Genomic DNA, 18,095 nt, shown 5'->3' with positions numbered 1-18,095 from the left:
TATCAATTCCCACTAAGTTTGGCTAGTACGTCATCTCTAGGACCATCAAGTAAAATTTTACCATTATCTATAACCATAATTCTATCGACAAGATCTAAAAGGGATGTCTTGTGCGTAACAAGAATCATGGTTTTACCAGCCATATAAGTTTTTAAATTTGCTTTTAGCTTATTTTCTACAGTGTTATCAAGTGAGTTTGTCGGCTCATCAAGCATCATAATGGACGTATCTAACAAAAACGCTCTAGCAAGTGCAATGCTTTGTCTTTGACCGCCACTAATACCATCGCCACGCTCAAGAACCGGCATATCAAAGCCTAGCGGGTGGGCATTTACATACTCATCTACACCACTTAATTTTGCCGCCTTAATAATTTGCATATCATCGACATAAGGTGCCTTTTGAACGATATTTTCGCGAACGGTGCCTTTAAATAGCAAGATGTCTTGTGGAACATAGCCAATGTTTCTACGTAAATCTGCTGGATCTATTTGGTTTATATCGATATTATCAATCAAAACAGAACCTTCAGTAGGAGAGTAAAGTCCCAAAATAAGCTTTTGTATCGTTGTTTTTCCAGATCCATTTCTACCTATAATGGCAACTCTTTCTCCGGTATTTATCACAAAATTTACCCTATCAAGCGATCCCTTTGTCGTATCAGGGTATGTAAAGCTAACGTTTTTAAACTCTATTCTACCCTCAAATGAATTTCGTCTTACAAATTTCTTGCCCTCAGGTCGCTCAACAGGCATATTCATTATGTTATTTACACTTTCATACGCAACTTTAGTCTGTTCAAAATTTGCAACCAATGCAGCAACTTGACCCATAGGAGCAATAGCACGCGAACTAAGCATTACAGAAGCGATAAGACCACCCATAGTAAGACTCATATCTTTTATCATATATACGCCAATAACGATAATAGCAATGGTATTTAACTGCACCAAAAATGCCGTAATTGTCGTGATAGAGGTCGTTATCATCTTAGATTTTATGCTTCTATTTGCTATCTCGCCAGTTGCCTCTTCCCAGTTCCACTGGACGTGTCCACTAGCACCAAGTGTTTTTATGGTTTCAAGTGCATTTAGGCTCTCAATTAATATACCGCTTTTCTTTGCAGAGGCTTCAGATGTGCTTTTTATCGCCTTTTGCAAAGGTGTCTTGATAGAAAAAGTATAACCTAGTATTATCATTATGGTAACTATTGGAACAAAAACTAAATATCCACCAATAAAATATGTAACCAACAAAAATATCACAGCAAACGGTAAATCAACAATAGCTGCAAGAGAAGCTGATGAGAAGAAATTTCTTATAGTATCAAAATCTCTTAAGTTATTAGCAAAAGAGCCTACGGATTTTGGTCTGTTGTTAAATTTCATATCCATAACTCGCTCAAAAATAAGCGAACTCATAATAATATCGCTCTTTTTACCAGCAACTTCAAGAAAATATGAGCGAACAAATTTCAAAAACAGATCTATACCATAAACTATACTAACGCCAAGAGCAAGAACCCACAGTGTTTCAACGGCATTATTTGGAACAACCCTATCATAAACGTTCATAGTAAAAATAGGAGTAGCCAAAACGAATAAACTAATAACAAAACTAGCCAATATAACATCAAAATAAATTTTGCTAGAGCGTTTTAAAGTTCCCCAAAACCAATGCTCACTACCAGTATCAATAAGGTGCGTTGAGCTTGTAGTTTCATCAGGGACAAACTCTCTTTTTAGATAGTAAGCATATCCTAAATACTCATCTTTTAGCTTCTCTACCGATATAGTGCTAGCACCAGAGCCTATCTCAGGAGTTATTATACTTGCGGTATTTCTATCAGGGCTTATACTTTGAAGTATACACGCTCTTTTGCCACGTAAAACCAAAATGCAAGGCAAAACAAGCGGAGATATCTCCTCTATCTGTCTTCTTACAAGTGTAGACGCAAAACCGGCACGAGCCGCGGCACGCGAGAAAAGCGACTTTGAGCCATTTAGCGAAAACAGCTCCACTTCTTCACCATCTTGAACTGGTAAACCCGTAGTTAGGGCGTCCGCACTATATGGGTTGTTGTGTAGCTTGGTAAATATTACCAAACACTCTAGTAATTCATCTTTTTTCTTCTCTTTGCTCATCTCTTATCCAATATTTTTAGTATCGTCTATATAGTTTCCTTGCATACTACTTATACCAAGCTCAAGTAGTTTTGCCTTTTGAGCTTCGTTTTCAACGCCTATAGCTATAAGTTTTATCCCTTTTGATTCCATTACGACCTCTAGGGATTTTCTCGTATGCTCACTATCGCTTTCGCTAAAGAAGTCTATGATACTTCCTGCTTGAATTTTAACGTAATTAGGATTTATCTCTTTTAATTTTTCAATGCCTTTTGCGCTAAAGTCAAAATGGTCAAGCCCAAGTCCAAAGCCTAAATTTTTAACCATATTACTAAAATCTACAACACTTTGTAATTGCATATCATCTTTGTTTGGTATCTCAAGGTAAATTTTCTGCTTGGTCACAGATAAAATTTTCTTAAGCGCCATTACGAGTTTTGACTCATTCTCTTTGCTTATCATCTCTTTACCTAAATTCACGGCTATTGACGTATCTTTTGAGAGTGTGCCGTTTGATATGCAAGTAGCAACCCTGTTTAAAACGTGAATATCAAGTGTAGCACCAAGCTCTAGCTCATTTACCATAGGCATAAAATATGACGCCATTTGCCATTTGTTTTCACTATCAACCAAACGAAGATAAAGCTCGTATTGCTCAAACTCGCCATTAATCTCAACAACCTTTTGAGCCGCAAATTTAAACTTATCATCTTGCATAGATTTAAAGATAAGCTCTTTGTATTGCTCTTTGCCAAGTATGATATTATTTTTTGCTTTTTCATAAATTTTATAGCTGAAATTTGAATTAAGTCTAGCGTTTGCCAAAGTAACGTCAGCCGTCGTTAGCATAGTACCTAAACTACTCTCTCTATCGTAATCAACTATCGCTGCATTTACTTTGCAATTATCCAAAACTTCGCTACCAAAATTTTCAAAGCAAGATACAAAATCAGCCATAATCTGTTTAGTTAGGGATTCTAAATTTGCAGAATTTGCATTTGGCGCTAAAAGGACAAAGTCGTTGTCGTTTAGTCTGGCTAGAAGTATCGTGTATTTTGACTCATTTGCTCTATCTTGTAAATTTTTAGCAATTTTAATGACCAAACTCTGCCATTTTTCAAAGCCAAGTATCTTTTTAAGATTTACAAGATCTTTAAAACCAATCATAATCATAGAACCGCTTGAAAGCTCCTCACTAGCGATATACTCATCAAATTTCGTCTGAAAATATCGTCTATTATAAACGCCAGTCATACTATCTTTGTATAAAAGCTCTTGGTATTTATTAAGGGTTTTCGCCTCTCGTTCAAATATGTCCTTTACCCTACCAACTATTGTATTCATAGCAAGAACCATCTGTTTTAGGTCGGTGGTAAATGGAAATTTATCCTGTATGATAAATTTGTTATCTAAGATCGCCTCAGCTTGATCTTTAACCTTAACAAGTGGCTTAAATATCACTTTTAAGCCAAAATATACAAACACGATAGCTATGCCAAATATGATACTTAAGGCATAAAAAATATTTTTAAGACCATTATAAAGCTCATAATACGCAAGTCCTGAGCTACTTTGCACGTAAAGTGTGCCAAATTTCGCCCAGCCAGTCATAATCTCTGAGCTTTCAATAGGAGATTTTAGCTTTACAAGATTTACAAACCAGCCTGGTATGCCATCTAATGATAGTTTTTGCTCACTCTTTACAAGCTCTTTGCCATCCACGTCATCAAGTTTTATAAGCTGATAATAACCGCTATCAAACATAGAATTTATCATAACTTCAACCATAGATAAATCATCTGGATCAATAACCGGCTTTATAGAAAGCCCCAGTGAATTTGCAGTATGTCTAGCATTTGTGCCTAGTTGAGTTTGAATATAGTCATTTAAATTTCTAAAATTTAAGTAACCAACAGCAGTAAATATCACGATACCAAGAGCCACAAAGGCTATCAAAATTTGTTTAAAAAGTGTCATAAACCCTCTTTTTGCATTTTATCTATCAACTCTAACCATTTAGGATTTTTCTTATTTCCACCAGGGACAACCTGTCCCAAACCCTCTTGTTTTGCTAAAAATAGCGAATCACCATTAAAACTATAAACCGGCACAAGGTCGCTTCTTTGTGTCGCTGGTTTTATGTTTCCATTGATATTATCTAAAACAAGCGGTATAGATTTAGGTGTTTCGTAGTAAGAAAGAACCATGTGCGCCTGGTTGTATTTTATAGCTTTTACATAAGTAAAGTATAGTTTATCAGTAGATACGCCTAGTTGCTTTAGTGTAAAATACTTCGCCGTCACATAATCCTCACAATCACCAGCACCTTTGCCTAAAAATTCTGTTCTAGTAGCCCAGTAATCTTTTTGACCCCAAACTTGCATATCATCAGCCCATCTTAGTGCATTAAAAAAATCATTTACTTTTGTAAGTTTTTCACGTTCACTGACACTCTGTATAGAATTCATTAGCGTATTAAGGGCAACCGCTCTTCTTCTAGCGCTATCTCCATAAACTTTCTCAAGTCTAGATACAACACTGCTGCTTATGTAGTCTTTAGCATAAAGACTAATAGATAAGATAGCAACCAAAGCTACTATCTTAAAAACAAAACTGACCCTTGTTTTGGTCATATTTTAATTACTTTAGATCGTTTTCTATACTGCAAGCGCCTTGAATATATCTCTTCGCAAATCCAGGCTCAAAGCTATCAGCGATAAGACCCATATTATCTAAAATTCTATATTGAGCATAGCGTATAGCTATTTCAGTTTTTAGTATCTCTTTTAAGGCTGTGTTATACTCTGTTTCAGCGTCAAGTAGGTTGATAAGGTCACGTCTGCCTATCCTGAACTCATCTTGGTATGAATCAAGCGTAGCCTTAGCATACTCTACGTGCTCGTTTAGGTAAGCCATTTTCTTTTGCTCTAGGTTGTAGTTTTGCCAAGAAAATTTCAAACTCTCTTTTAGCTCTCTAGTTAAAGCATCAAGTGCTTGTTGCTCTTGAGAAACAGCAAGTTGGCTCTTTTCTTTATCTAGTTTATCAATACCTTTGTTATATAGGTTGTATCTTAATCTTAAAAGCACATCAAGCTTTTTATCTTCGTAGTTATCATACAAAACATTTGAGTGGTCGTATTGTCCGCTAACTTCTAAATCCAGCTTAGGCAAGAACGGAGCATTTTTCTCTTTTACGACAGACTCAACCATAGCGATGTTTGATCTTTGAATCAAAATAGACGGGTTACAAAGCATCGCTTTTTCTTGAAATTCCATCTCACTTGTAGGTAGCGGCAGGTTAAATTCAGGCATTACTAAACGATCTGCATCCACCTTTTTGCCGTATAGTTTTTCAAACGTGCTTACAGCGTCCTCGTAGTTATTTTGGGCTGCTATTAAGTTTGACTGAGCAAGTGTGTATCTAGAACCAGCTTGGCGCTCTTCTGAAGCTACTCCAAAGCCTGACTGCGCTCTATCCTTGATTTGTGTGTAAATTCTCTCGTGTGATTTTACGTTTTCTGACTCGATATCTACTATCTTTTTAGTGTGTATAAGTTGCAAATATGCATTTACTAAATCCAAAGATAGCCTATCAGCCTTTTGAGCCACAGTGTATGCTGCTGAGTCTAGTCTTGCGCTTTGTGAGTTGATTCTGTTCTTATCGGCACCGCCGTTGTAGATGTTTTCAACTAATGTCAAGCTAGCGTTAGAAACTCTGCCGTCGCCCTTTTTCTTATCTATGCCGCGACCCTCATCATATACCTTTTTTTCATAACCAACAGAACCAGCCGCGTCTAATGTCGGATAATACGCATTTTTAGCTATGTGAAGATCTTTGCCAACTTGAAGATAGTTGTACTCAGACTCTTTTATCGTTGGATTTTCTGCTAGAGCTGTTTTTATAGCTTCAGTGATAGTTAAAACTCCACTATCGGTAGAAACCGGCTGCACAACAGGTGCTGGCTCTACGACAGGCTGAGCAACTGCTATACTCTCAGCCGGTGCTATTGGCGCTTCAGGCTCTGAAGCTATAGGTGCTTGTGTAGTAGCTTTGCTTGTAGTTTCGCCCCTTTTAACGCCCATATAGGCACCATCATTTTTAGAATATCTTTTTACATCAGATAGCAAGGATTTTGCCTGCTCTTTTGAAACAGGGTTTGTATCAACATAAAGAATTCTTTTATTGTCAGCAGTCGTATATATGCCTACTCCTGCAAAGTTTTCGTTACCTGCAATTTGACTTTCTATTTCTTGGCTGAGCTTTGAAATAAAGGTCTCACCTTTAGTATCACTAAAAGCACCTACGTATATCCTATAGGAAGCATCTTGAGCATTCGCAAATGTAGCCATAGCTAGTATAGCCATCGTGCTCACAGGGATCTTTTTCATAACAACAAATCCTTCTTTACTTTAATTTTACGCAAACGATTATACAAAAACAAATATAAATTTTATCTTATTTATTTTTGATTAAGCTATAGTTTAAATAGTTTTAGAAAAGCTGTTCTTGCTGTCTTTAAATTTCGCCATATATTCATCAAAGCACATAGCAATATTCCTTATGAGCATAGTACCAGTTTCATTTACTAAAATCCTATCGTCCGATATATCGACAAAATCGCTTAAAACTTTAATGTCTTCCAATGAATCTTTAAAATGTTGCTTAAAACTAATGCCAAATTTTTGTTCAATATCTTTAATATCAAGTTTAAAATTCGCCATTAAGCTCATAATAATATTCTTTCTAAGCAGATCTTCATCATTTAGTAAAATTCCCTTAGAATACGGCAAAATTCCGCTATCGATAGCCTTTTCATATTCGTCTAAATCCTTGTGATTTTGAGCGTAATGTCTAGTCCCTTCGCCAATGCTAGTAACGCCAATACCTATCAAATCGGCTCCACCTTTTGTAGTATAGCCTTGAAAATTTCGGTGCAAAGTGCCGTCATTTAGGGCTTTAAACAGCTCATCATCTGGCTTTGCAAAGTGATCCATTCCTATCATTTTATAGCCATTTTGGGTAAAAAACTCGGCTGTAAATTTTAAAATTTCAAGCTTTGTTTTTGGGCTTGGTAGTGTTGTTTCATCAAATTTTCGCATTGATTTTTTAATCCACGGCACGTGTGCGTAGTTAAAAATCGCTAATCGATCTGGATCAAGCGTGAGTGCCATTTTTAGCGTGTTTTTAAAGCTCTCTAGCGTTTGATATGGCAATCCGTAGATTAAGTCCATATTTATGGATTTTATGCCATAACGCCTTGCTAAATTTACCGCATTTTGCGTGATTTCATAAGGCTGTATGCGGTGGATTTCAGCTTGGACTTTTTCATCAAAGTCCTGGACGCCGTAGCTTATGCGGTTAAAGCCGTGAGAGGTTAGTACTTTTATCTGATCTTCGTTTAAAAATCTCGGATCAATCTCGCACGAAACTTCAGCTTCAGGGCTAAAATTTGCAAATTTTGCTTTAATTAGGCGGATTATCCTATCAAGCTGGGCAGCGTTATAAAATGTCGGAGTGCCACCGCCAAAGTGAAGCTGTAAAACTGGCGAAGTCGTATCAAGATGAGAACTTAAAATTTCAAGCTCACGCTCTAAATAGCCGATATAACGCTCTTTTTTATCTTCTTTGCTCGTATAAATCACGTTACAGCCACAAAAATAACAGGCAGAGCGACAAAACGGCAAATGAACGTAGAGCGAAAGTGGGCGAGTTTTATCGCGGTTTTTTAGCTCGTTTATGTAGCTTTCGTAGCTAAAATCAGTGCCAAATTCAAGTGCCGTCGGATAACTTGTATATCTTGGGCCAGGGCGCGAATACTTCACGTAAGCGTCAAAATCAATCACTCATAACTCCTTTTTTTCTCATTATCTCTTTAATATCTACAAACAAATTTGGATGGCTGTTTTTTATATCTTTTACGAGTTTTTCGATGTCTATATTAAGGCTCTTTTTTGGCTCGTTTTGAGCTATTTTTTTAATCTCATCCATCGCCACAACCCAAACATCGCCAAAATCGCTTGGGATATTTTGCCATATCGCCTTTTCTAGTTTTAAATCGAAATTTTCCTTTTGTATCTGGCGATATGCAGTTATTAGTGCCGATAACGATTTTATCGATACCATCGTGTGTAAATTTTTATTTTCATCTATACCAAACCAAGGCTCCACGCCGTCCCACGAACCGCTTTTTAGATTTAAAAATTTCTCATTTTGATTTTGCGTTGGAACTATCTCAAAAATCGTCCGTTCATCATCTTTTATACCCAAGTCTTGACTGATTTGCTCTATTTGTGCCAAAGCGTCTTTTTTTTCACTCATCTTTATCCCTATTTTTGCTGTAAATTGCCAAAATTTCTATTGTGTCGTTTGCGATTAAAAATCTTATCACATAGCCTTTAAAAATCATCTCTCTAATGTTTTCGTTATCTAAAAATGGCGACTTGCGAAAACGATAAGGCATAAACGCAATAGTAGAAATTTGCTTAAAAATCTGCTCTTTAAAAGCATAGGCTCTATTTTTACTATCCTGTGCGATAAAACCGACAATATAGCCCATTTGGCGACTAAATTTCCACGAATATTTTATATTCACTTAGTGCCTTCAATAACGCTATTTAGGTATTTTTGCATATCATCAAAGGCTATAAAATCGAGCTTACCCTCATCTCTTTGCTTTAAAATTTGGGCAAAATCACGCTCATCATCATCGCTAATGCTTTGTTCGTTGCAACTAAACACCGCATTTGGGTCAGAAACTAGCACGACGGCTTTTAAAATTTCTAAGACCTCATCGCTAATGTCCGTTTTTATGCTTATCTCTCTCACGTGCGCGTCCTTTTCCTATCAAGCCAAACCATTACCGCTTTTTGTGCGTGCAGGCGGTTTTCGGCTTCGCTAAAAATTTCATCTGCGTGTGCTTCAAATACCGCTTCACTCACTTCATATCCGCGGTAAGCTGGCAAGCAGTGCAAAAATGTCGCTTTAGGGTGTGCTAGTTTCATCAAATTTTCATCTACGCAAAATCCAGCAAAATCCTTTATCCGCTTCTCTTTTTCGCTCTCTTGTCCCATTGACACCCAAGTGTCAGTCGTTACGATAGTTGCGTTATTTACAGCCTCTTTTATGTCATTTGTGATGATGATTTTAGCACCTGAGATTTTAGCGTTTTGCAAAGCTTGTGCGACGATTTGCGCGTCTGGCTCGTAGCCTTTTGGCGTTACTACTCGCAGTTCAAAGCCAAGTTTGGAGGCTAACATAAGCCAAGAGTGCGTTATATTATTGCCATCTCCGACATAGGCCACACGCATATTTACTATCTCCCAGCCACATTCTAGCATCGTCATAAAATCAGCCAAAAGTTGCATAGGATGAAATTTATCACTTAGCCCATTTATCACTGGCACTGATGAAAATTTGACTAGTTCAGTTAGCGTTTCGTGGCTATTTACACGAGCCATTATCATATCGCACATTCTGCTTAAAACCCTAGCGGTGTCCTTTATCGGCTCTCCGCGTCCGATTTGTATGTCGTTTGAGCTTAAAAACAGAGCGTGCCCACCAAGCTCGTTCATACCCACATCAAAACTCACGCGCGTTCTGGTTGAGCTTTTCTCAAAAATCATCGCTAGTTTTTGATCTTTTAGATATGGTTTGAAATTTCTAGCCTTTGCCTCTTTTTTTATCTGCAAAGCTAAATTTATAATCTCAATTATCTCATCTTTGCTAAAGTCATTTAACGTCAAAAAATGTCGCATTTTACACCTTTTAATTATTTAAAGCATACTCTTTTATAAATTTGCCCAAAATTTCTTTTAAATTCTCTTTTGTTAGCTCATTAGTGGCTACTTTTACCACCACATCCTCCATCGCCTCATAAAATTTCTCATCATCAAGCGTTATATCATTTGCCGATAAAAACATATCCGCTAGAAGTATCGCCGTCCTTTTATTGCCGTCGTTAAAAGGATGAAATTTAACGCAAGAATGCACTAAATGTGCTATTTTATCTTCCAAATTTGGGTAATACAAATCGTTTTTTATACTATCTAACGCCGATGAGAGATAACCTATCATCGTTTCATTGTGTCCGCTACTTCCGCCTATTTTTTCAATCATCTTATCGTGAATAAAAACAGCCTGATTTAGCGTTATATATCTCATTTATCTTTTAGCCTTTTAAAAACCGCTCTGATTTTTGGCTTGTCTAGCTTTGCAAGAATATCATTACAAAGTTCCATTTCATCGCCGTTTGATAAAATTTTCGCTTCAAATTTCATCTTTTTAGCTAACTCCATTACAGCCTCTAAAACCGCCTCCATTTGATTGCTTTTAATTTCAAGTGCGATTTTACTCATTTTATGCCTTTTAAAATCTTAGCTGCCTCTTTTGCGTGATATGTGATTATTAGCGACGCACCCGCTCTTTTAAATGCTAAAAGCGTTTCCATCATCACACGCTCATAGTCAATCACACCAGCTTTTGCAGCCGCTTTTAGCATAGCGTATTCGCCACTTACATTATAAACGCAAAGCGGCGTTAGTGTTAAATTTTTAATCTCACGCACTATATCAAGATAGGCAAGAGCCGGTTTTACCATTAAAATATCAGCACCCTGCCTCTCATCTTCAAGACTCTCATTTATCGCTTCAAGGCGGTTTGCAAAGTCCATTTGATAACTCTTTCTATCGCCAAAACTTGGTGCAGACTCAGCTACATCGCGAAATGGTCCGTAGTAAGCGGATGCAAATTTGGTTGAATACGCCATTATCGGTAAATTTTCATAGCCATTTTCATCAAGTGCGTTTCGTAAAGTGGCGATTATGCCGTCCATCATACCGCTTGGTGCTATCATATCGGCACCATTTTTGGCGTGAATTATGGCTTGTTTGGCTGAAATTTCAAGCGTGGCGTCGTTATCAACGGTTTCATGAACGTGATCAAGTATCCCGCAGTGTCCGTGGTCGGTGTATTCGCAAAAGCAAAGGTCAGTTACTACAAAAAGGCTTGGATAATTTGCCTTTATCGCTCTTAACGCCGTTGCGATTATGCCATCATCGCTTAGGGCGTCAGAGCCGATACTATCTTTGATACTTGGAATTCCAAATAAGATGATTGATTTTATGCCTAGATTTATAATCTCTTCGCACTCTTTTAAAATTTCATCAACGCTAAGCTGAAAAACGCCCGGCATTGAAGCAATCTCACGCCTAACGCCAGTCCCCTCAACCACAAAAAGCGGATAGATAAAATCATCAACGCTAAGCGTAGTTTCTCTTACCATCGCTCTTAAATTTTCGCTAGTTCTAAGTCGTCTAAATCGTTTAAACATAATTTTGCCTTTAATCTGCTAGAATATACAATTTTTGAGTTAGTGTAGCATAGTTGGAGTAAATTTAAGATGAATATTGAAATTTCAAACGAGGCAAAATTGCCTTCGCGTTTTGGCAAATATAAAATAAAAGCATTTAAAGAGGGTATAAAAGAGCATTTGGCAATCTATAAAGAGCCATTTGGCGAAGTTGTAAATGTGCGAATCCACTCAGAGTGCCTAACTGGCGACGCAATAGGTAGCTTAAAATGTGATTGCAGAGATCAGCTTGAAGCGAGCTTAAAGTACATTGAAAATCACGGCGGTATGGTTATTTATCTTCGTCAAGAGGGGCGAAATATCGGACTTTTAAACAAAATCAACGCTTATAGCCTTCAAGATCAGGGCTTTGATACGATTGAGGCAAATCATCAGCTTGGCTTTAAGGCTGATGAGCGAACGTATGAGATTGTTGATGAAATTTTAAGCCATTTTGGCATTAAAAAAATCAATCTTTTAACAAATAATCCAGAAAAACTAATGGGCTTAAAATGCGTAGAAGTCGTATCTCGTGTGCCAATTGAAGTAAAAGCCAATGAGTTTAACAAAGAGTATTTAAGGGTTAAAAAAGAGCAAATGGGGCATATGCTAAAAGATGAGTGATTTTGAAAAAAGCGTGGCAAAATTTGCTGAAATTTTGGCTAAATTTAACAAAATTCACAGCCTAACAAACTATAAAAATATTAATGAGCAGGTCATTGATAGCATAAAACCGCTTGAATTTTTAGATTTTAGCACGTTTAAAACGGCGATTGATGTTGGCAGTGGGGCTGGATTTCCAGCGATTTTTTTAGCACTTAAAACGCCTGAAATTTCGTGGTATCTTTTTGAACCAAACGCCAAAAAATCGGCGTTTTTAAATTTCATCAAAGTTGAGCTTGGTTTAGAAAATGTAAAAATTTATAGCCAAAAAATTGAGCTTTGCTCTAAATTTAGAGCTGATTTAATCACATCAAGAGCGTTAATGAAAATCCCTGATTTTGTTAAAATTTGTTATGGATTTTATGATATAAATACGAAATTTTTGCTCTATAAAGGCTCTAGCGTAAATGACGAACTTAAGGGCTTTAACGCAAAAATTTTTAACGAAAAAAATAGGAATTATATTTTAATGGACGGAGTAAAATGATAGGTAAAATTTTAACCCTAATGATAGTATGTGCGGTCATATATCTTGTGTTTTTTAAAATGCTACGAAAGAAAAACAATCAAAACAAAGAGATAGAAAATTTCATCGAGTGCGAAAAATGCGGAACCTTCGTGCCTTTAAAAGATACGATTTTAAGTAGCGAAGCATATTTGTCGCGACTGCATAAGGAGTTAAATGCAACTAATAGGATACGATTTAGTGCCTTACGAGCAACTAAATTTCATACAAAGCGAAAGGCATATTTGTGCTAATTGCCTGTTTAAATTTGATGAGAATTTAATAGATATAGCAGTCAAGCAAGATGTTGAGTTTAGCGTTATTTGCGAGGATTTGAGCGAGGCTATCATAGCAAACGCAACAAAGGCAAAATTTATAATTTGCGACACCAAAAACGCCAAAAATTTTGTAAAAATGGCAGAATTTTATATGTTTGATAGCAAAATTGCTTGTGTTATAAAAGATAGTAGTGAGCTTGAAAAATTGGCAAATCTTGGCGTCGATACGGCGATATTTACAAAAGGGATAAAAAATGGAAATTTTTAAAACGGCATTTTTAATGTCAGTGTTAATGGTGGCTTTTATTTTCGTAGGCAGTCTCGTTGGCGGTCAGCAAGGTATGATAATCGCCTTTTTAATGGCACTAGGTATGAACTTTTTTAGCTACTTTTTTAGCGATAAACTCGTATTAAAACGTTACAATGCAATTAAAGTCGATGAGAGCAACGCCAAGGGGCTTTTTGATATCGTAAAAAGCCTTTGTGAGCACTCAAACACCCCACTTCCAGCCGTTTATATCATACCTGATAAAACACCAAACGCCTTTGCGACGGGCAGAAATCCAAAAAACGCCGCCGTTGCCGTAACGGAGGGGCTTTTAGATTTGCTCACGCCTGATGAGATAGAGGGCGTTATAGCTCACGAGTTAAGCCACGTAAGACACTATGATATCTTAACTGGCACGATAGCCGCGGTTATGGCTGGAGCTATTGCAATGCTTGCAAATTTTGCCAAATTTGGTGCAGTTGCTGGACAAAATAGAAACAAAAGCGGTGGTGCAATGCTATTAATAGCTGCCGTTGTTATGCCAATAGCTGCGACGATAATCCAAATGGCAATCTCACGTGAGCGTGAATATAAAGCCGATAAGGGCGCTGCGATGATGACTAAAAAGCCAGAGTATTTAGCAAGTGCATTAAGAAAGCTTGAGAACTACTCGCAAAATATGCCAATGAAAAATGCAAACGAGCAGACGGCACATATGTTTATCATAAATCCATTTGGAAGCCTTACAAATACGCTATCATCGCTATTTAGAACACACCCTAGCACAAGCGACAGGATAGCAAGACTAAATGAAATACAAAATCAAATAAGTAAAATTTAAAAAGGAAAAATGTGGAAATAGACTACTACGAAATACTTGAGATTAGCAAAACGGCAGACGGAGATGAGCTAAAGAAAGCTTACCGAAAACTTGCGTTAAAATACCACCCAGACAGAAATCAAGGCGATAAAGAGGCGGAGGAGAAATTTAAGTTAGTCAATGAAGCCTATCAGGTTCTAAGTGACCCACAAAAGCGTGAAATTTACGACAGATACGGTAAAGAGGGTTTAAACGGAGCTGGTGGCGGTTTTGGTGGGTTTGGTGGGTTTGGTGCTGATTTTGATTTAGGAGATATTTTTAGCTCATTTTTTGGCGGAGGAACTAGCCAAAAAAGAAAAAAAAGAGGCGAAAAATATCCTTTGGATTTAGAAATTGCAATTGAGATAAAATTTAACGAAGCGGTATTTGGGTGCGAAAAAGAGATAGAATTTAAAAACAAAATTCCTTGCAAAACGTGCAACGCAACAGGCTCAAAAGACGGCAAAAAGGCAACTTGTACGCATTGCGGTGGCTCTGGTCGCATAACGCAAAGAAGCGGATTTATGAATTTCATTCAAGACTGCCCGTATTGTAAAGGAACTGGCGAGGTCATAAAGGAAAAGTGCCCAGACTGCAAAGGTAAAGGCTACGAAGAGCAGGTGCAAAATTTAACCATAAGCATACCAGAAGGGATAGATAATGGTATGAGAATACGAGTTGCAAACAAAGGCAACGTATCTGCTAGTGGCACCAAAGGCGACTTGTATATCGTGGTAAATGTCAAAGATGATGAGCATTTTGTGCGTCACGAAAATGACATTTATATAGAAATACCAGTGTTTTTCACACAGGCCGCGCTTGGCGAAAGCATAACAATACCAACACTTCGTGGCACAAAAACCTTAGAACTACCAGTTGGTGCAAAAGATAAAGAGAGATTTGTCTTTGAAGGAGAGGGCGTAAAGGACGTAAATTCCAAAAGAATGGGTAAATTTATAGTGCAAATTTCAGTCCAAATGCCTAAAAAAGTAAGTGAAGAACAAGCCGAGTTGCTAAAAAAACTCCAAGAGAGCTACGGAATAAAAAGTGGCGAAAGCACCGCCGAAAACAAAGGGCTATTTGATAAGATAGCCGGTTGGTTTAAAGGCGAATAATCGCCTTTACTCCCACTCAATCGTCGCTGGTGGCTTTGAGCTAATATCATAAACCACTCTATTTATCCCGCTGACTTCATTTATAATGCGTTTGCTTATGTTTTCAAGCAGATCATACGGCAGACGTGAAAAACTAGCCGTCATACCATCACTTGCATCAACCACACGGATACAAACTGCATTTTCATAAGTGCGGTTATCGCCCATAACGCCAACAGAATGGACATTTAAAAGCACACAAAATGCCTGCCAAGTCTTATCATACCAGCCACTTGATTTAAGCTCGTCGCGAAGTATCATATCAGCCTTTCTTAAAAGCTCTAAGCTTGGCGTATTTACCTCGCCCATAATGCGAATAGCAAGTCCAGGACCCGGGAATGGGTGGCGATAGACTAAATCACGAGCAAGTCCAAGTTCTAGGCCAAGCTTTCTAACCTCATCTTTAAAAATTTCTTTTAAAGGCTCAATGAGTTTAAACTCCATCCACGAGGGCAGTCCGCCCACGTTGTGGTGGCTTTTTATCGTTTTACCAGCACCAGCGACCGAGCTTTCTATTATATCAGTATAAAGAGTGCCTTGTGCTAGATATTTTACATTTTTATGCTTTTTAGCCTCTTTATCAAAGACTTCAATAAACGTTTCGCCAATTATCTTTCGCTTTTTTTCTGGATCAGTTACACCAGCTAATCTACTCAAAAACAGCTCACTAGCGTCAATAACAATTAAATCCACGCCAAGACGCGTTTTGAAGGTATTTTCTACCTGCTCACGCTCGTTTGTTCTAAGTAGTCCGTTATCTACAAAAACCACTATCAAATTCTCTTTTATCGAGTGTGCCAAAAGTGCAGCAACTACCGAGCTATCAACACCACCGCTAACCGCACACAGCACTTTATCATCGCCAACTTCGGCTTTGATTTTTTGCATTTGAGCTTTTGCAAAGCTTCCCATATTCCACGTGCTTTCACATCCACAAATATGCTTTGCAAAATTTTTAAGCATTAAGTAGCCAAACTCGCTGTGAGCGACCTCTGGATGAAACTGAAACGCATAAAATTTACGCACATCATCGCCAAAGGCACAAAATGGCGAGTGCTCACTACGTGCTAGTGGCTTAAAGCCATTTGGTAGCTCTAAAACCACATCAGAGTGGCTCATCCACACGATTTGAGAATTTGGCGTATCTTTAAACAAAATATGGTTATCAAGTACGTTTAGTGTAGCCTTGCCATACTCTTTTTTATTTGCAGCTTCTACGTTTGCACCAAAGTGATGAGCAAGAAGTTGCATACCATAGCAAATTCCAAGTAGCGGTACACCAAGCTCAAGCACACCCTTATCACAAAAGTATGCGTCATCAGCATAAACACTAGCAGGACCACCGCTTAAAATTACGCCCTTTGGCGATTTTGCTTTTATCGCTTCAAGTGGTTCATTAAAAGGCAAAATTTCAGCATAAAAGCCCTGTTCTCTTAGCTTTCTAGCGATTATTTGCGTGTATTGTGAGCCAAAATCAAGAACAATAATATCTGCTGTTTTCATTAAAATAATCCTAAAATTTCAAACTGCACATACCAAATAACAAGCGAAACGATGTAACCTGCTAAAACCGTCCAAGCAAGTTTCATATGTGCGCCAAACGTGTAAATTCCACGAAGTTTGCCCATTACACCAACACCAGCGGCCGAACCAAAGCTAATAAGCGACCCACCAATACCAGCGGTAAGTGTAACAAGTAGCCACTGATCAAGCCCCATTTTTGGATTTGCATTTAAAACCGCTGACATAACAGGGACGTTATCAATAATAGCTGAAACAAAACCAACAGCGATATTTACAGGCGATTGACCTAGTTTGTCATAAAGTGCGATTAGATACTCTAAAAATCCTAAGAAGTGTAACGCTCCAACGGCTGAGAGAATTCCAAAGAAGAATAAAAGCGTATCGTGCTCTATCTTTGACATAAAGTGAAATACGTGCATCGGCTCTTCGTTTTTATACGCCTTTTTAAAATAATAAACATAAAGGCTAAGTAGTGAAAAGCCAAACATCATACCATACATCGCTGGTAAGTGAAAGAAGTTATGTCCTAAAACGGCAGATGTTATCGTTAAAACGCCAAGTGCGATGATAGCCTTACCGCCCGGTTTTATCGTTACTCTTTTTTCGCTCTTAGCGTCAAAGTGCGGGCTACCTTCTGGGACGTAACGAGATAGTAAAAATGCCGTAACTGCCCAGCCGATGATAGAAGCAGGGAAAAGTGCTAAAAAGTCAATAAATGGCGCCTTGCCAGCTGCCCAAACCATAAGTGTTGTAATATCGCCAAACGGACTCCACGCACCACCGGCATTTGCAGCTACGACGATATTTATCGCACCCGCAACCAAAAACGGCTTATTCTCTCTATCTATCGTTAAAAGCACGGTTGAAAGGATTAGTGCAGTAGTTAAGTTATCAGCCACTGGACTTAGAAAAAATGCAATTAAGCCAGTTAGCCAAAATAGCTTTTTATAAGTAAAACCCTTTGAAACAAGGTTGTATTTTAGGGTATTAAACACATCTCTGTCTATAAGTGCTTCAATGTAAGTCATTGCGACCATTAAGAAAAATACGATTTGAGCGACCTCAATTGTAAGGTGATCAATCTTGCCTTGAAGTGGATGCAAATCAAGACCATTTATAGCCATATAAGTGCCAATTAAAAAGAACATTGCAGTGCCGATAAACATTGCAGGTTTTGCCTTATTGATATGAAAAACCTCCTCAGCAGCTATGAAAAAATAACCAACTACAAAGACGACAAGGCATAAAATTCCTATCCACGTCATCGTTAAATCTTGCTGTGCGTGTGCCTCGCCACCACTACCAAAAACAGCGGCAAAAAGCAACGCTAGAACGCTAAAAATTCTCATTAAATCTCCTTTGAAATTTTAAGTT

Annotated in this window: 20 protein-coding genes; 6 read left to right on the top strand and 14 right to left on the bottom strand. The window is 37.8% G+C overall.

Annotated features, from left to right (window positions below):
* Nucleotides 1–2: 2 nt before the first annotated feature.
* The 12 genes from CMCT_RS02245 to hemB form a co-directional block, all read right to left on the bottom strand.
* Nucleotides 3–2,144, bottom strand: coding sequence for a type I secretion system permease/ATPase (locus CMCT_RS02245; protein ID WP_171993703.1), 2,142 nt, complete (start codon nt 2,142–2,144; stop codon nt 3–5).
* A 3-nt stretch (nt 2,145–2,147) separates the two neighbouring features.
* Nucleotides 2,148–4,100, bottom strand: a complete 1,953-nt coding sequence (locus CMCT_RS02240) for a bifunctional diguanylate cyclase/phosphodiesterase (protein WP_034967860.1) — start codon at nt 4,098–4,100, stop codon at nt 2,148–2,150.
* On the bottom strand, nt 4,097–4,756 hold the full coding sequence (locus CMCT_RS02235) for a transglutaminase-like cysteine peptidase (protein WP_034967857.1): 660 nt from the start codon (nt 4,754–4,756) through the stop codon (nt 4,097–4,099). Before CMCT_RS02235 ends, CMCT_RS02240 begins: the two co-directional genes overlap by 4 nt.
* 7 nt (nt 4,757–4,763) lie before the next feature.
* Nucleotides 4,764–6,512 carry a TolC family protein gene (locus CMCT_RS02230; protein ID WP_034967854.1) on the bottom strand — a complete coding sequence of 583 codons (1,749 nt, stop codon included), beginning with the start codon at nt 6,510–6,512 and terminating at the stop codon, nt 4,764–4,766.
* A 93-nt stretch (nt 6,513–6,605) separates the two neighbouring features.
* The gene (hemN, locus tag CMCT_RS02225; protein WP_034967852.1) at nt 6,606–7,967 is read right to left on the bottom strand and encodes an oxygen-independent coproporphyrinogen III oxidase; all 1,362 of its coding nucleotides are present in this window, start codon (nt 7,965–7,967) and stop codon (nt 6,606–6,608) included.
* Complete coding sequence (locus CMCT_RS02220) at nt 7,960–8,448, bottom strand: DUF2603 domain-containing protein (protein ID WP_418656685.1); 489 nt, start codon at nt 8,446–8,448, stop codon at nt 7,960–7,962. The genes hemN and CMCT_RS02220 overlap by 8 nt, the downstream gene beginning before the upstream one ends.
* Entirely contained in the window at nt 8,435–8,716 is a 282-nt protein-coding gene (locus tag CMCT_RS02215; protein WP_082198636.1) for a type II toxin-antitoxin system RelE/ParE family toxin, read from the bottom strand. The genes CMCT_RS02220 and CMCT_RS02215 overlap by 14 nt, the downstream gene beginning before the upstream one ends.
* Nucleotides 8,713–8,949 carry a hypothetical protein gene (locus tag CMCT_RS02210; protein ID WP_034967845.1) on the bottom strand — a complete coding sequence of 79 codons (237 nt, stop codon included), beginning with the start codon at nt 8,947–8,949 and terminating at the stop codon, nt 8,713–8,715. Before CMCT_RS02210 ends, CMCT_RS02215 begins: the two co-directional genes overlap by 4 nt.
* The gene (gene argF / locus CMCT_RS02205) at nt 8,946–9,878 is read right to left on the bottom strand and encodes an ornithine carbamoyltransferase (protein ID WP_034967843.1); all 933 of its coding nucleotides are present in this window, start codon (nt 9,876–9,878) and stop codon (nt 8,946–8,948) included. Before argF ends, CMCT_RS02210 begins: the two co-directional genes overlap by 4 nt.
* 10 nt (nt 9,879–9,888) lie before the next feature.
* A complete protein-coding gene (locus CMCT_RS02200; protein ID WP_034967840.1) occupies nt 9,889–10,284 on the bottom strand; it encodes a type II toxin-antitoxin system death-on-curing family toxin in 396 nt (131 codons plus the stop codon).
* On the bottom strand, nt 10,281–10,478 hold the full coding sequence (locus tag CMCT_RS02195) for a hypothetical protein (protein ID WP_034967837.1): 198 nt from the start codon (nt 10,476–10,478) through the stop codon (nt 10,281–10,283). Before CMCT_RS02195 ends, CMCT_RS02200 begins: the two co-directional genes overlap by 4 nt.
* The gene (gene hemB / locus CMCT_RS02190; protein ID WP_034967834.1) at nt 10,475–11,452 is read right to left on the bottom strand and encodes a porphobilinogen synthase; all 978 of its coding nucleotides are present in this window, start codon (nt 11,450–11,452) and stop codon (nt 10,475–10,477) included. The genes CMCT_RS02195 and hemB overlap by 4 nt, the downstream gene beginning before the upstream one ends.
* A 69-nt stretch (nt 11,453–11,521) precedes the next feature.
* Here hemB and ribA point away from each other — a divergent pair, with 69 nt between their 5' ends.
* From ribA to dnaJ, 6 genes are read left to right on the top strand one after another with little or no spacing between them, the layout of a single operon-like run.
* Nucleotides 11,522–12,094, top strand: coding sequence for a GTP cyclohydrolase II (gene ribA, locus CMCT_RS02185; RefSeq protein WP_034967831.1), 573 nt, complete (start codon nt 11,522–11,524; stop codon nt 12,092–12,094).
* Nucleotides 12,087–12,620: a 16S rRNA (guanine(527)-N(7))-methyltransferase RsmG gene (gene rsmG / locus CMCT_RS02180; protein WP_034967829.1), complete on the top strand. Its 534-nt coding sequence runs from the start codon at nt 12,087–12,089 to the stop codon at nt 12,618–12,620. Before ribA ends, rsmG begins: the two co-directional genes overlap by 8 nt.
* Nucleotides 12,617–12,892, top strand: coding sequence for a hypothetical protein (locus CMCT_RS02175; protein WP_082198635.1), 276 nt, complete (start codon nt 12,617–12,619; stop codon nt 12,890–12,892). Before rsmG ends, CMCT_RS02175 begins: the two co-directional genes overlap by 4 nt.
* Nucleotides 12,816–13,184 (top strand): hypothetical protein, encoded by a 369-nt coding sequence (locus CMCT_RS02170; protein ID WP_034967827.1) that lies wholly within the window; start codon nt 12,816–12,818, stop codon nt 13,182–13,184. Before CMCT_RS02175 ends, CMCT_RS02170 begins: the two co-directional genes overlap by 77 nt.
* Nucleotides 13,171–14,025 carry a zinc metalloprotease HtpX gene (gene htpX, locus CMCT_RS02165; RefSeq protein ID WP_034967824.1) on the top strand — a complete coding sequence of 285 codons (855 nt, stop codon included), beginning with the start codon at nt 13,171–13,173 and terminating at the stop codon, nt 14,023–14,025. Before CMCT_RS02170 ends, htpX begins: the two co-directional genes overlap by 14 nt.
* Before the next feature lie 11 nt (nt 14,026–14,036).
* On the top strand, nt 14,037–15,158 hold the full coding sequence (dnaJ, locus tag CMCT_RS02160) for a molecular chaperone DnaJ (RefSeq protein ID WP_034967822.1): 1,122 nt from the start codon (nt 14,037–14,039) through the stop codon (nt 15,156–15,158).
* Between the two features lie 6 nt (nt 15,159–15,164).
* Here dnaJ and guaA read toward each other — a convergent pair whose 3' ends face one another.
* The gene (gene guaA, locus CMCT_RS02155; protein ID WP_034967819.1) at nt 15,165–16,700 is read right to left on the bottom strand and encodes a glutamine-hydrolyzing GMP synthase; all 1,536 of its coding nucleotides are present in this window, start codon (nt 16,698–16,700) and stop codon (nt 15,165–15,167) included.
* Nucleotides 16,700–18,070 (bottom strand): sodium:proton antiporter NhaD, encoded by a 1,371-nt coding sequence (gene nhaD, locus CMCT_RS02150; protein WP_034967817.1) that lies wholly within the window; start codon nt 18,068–18,070, stop codon nt 16,700–16,702. The genes guaA and nhaD overlap by 1 nt, the downstream gene beginning before the upstream one ends.
* Nucleotides 18,071–18,095: the final 25 nt, after the last annotated feature.

It is taken from the genome of Campylobacter mucosalis, assembly GCF_013372205.1.
GTDB lineage: Bacteria > Campylobacterota > Campylobacteria > Campylobacterales > Campylobacteraceae > Campylobacter_A > Campylobacter_A mucosalis.
Note: the sequence above shows the minus strand (reverse complement) of the source record. Positions and strands in the feature narration are given on the sequence as shown.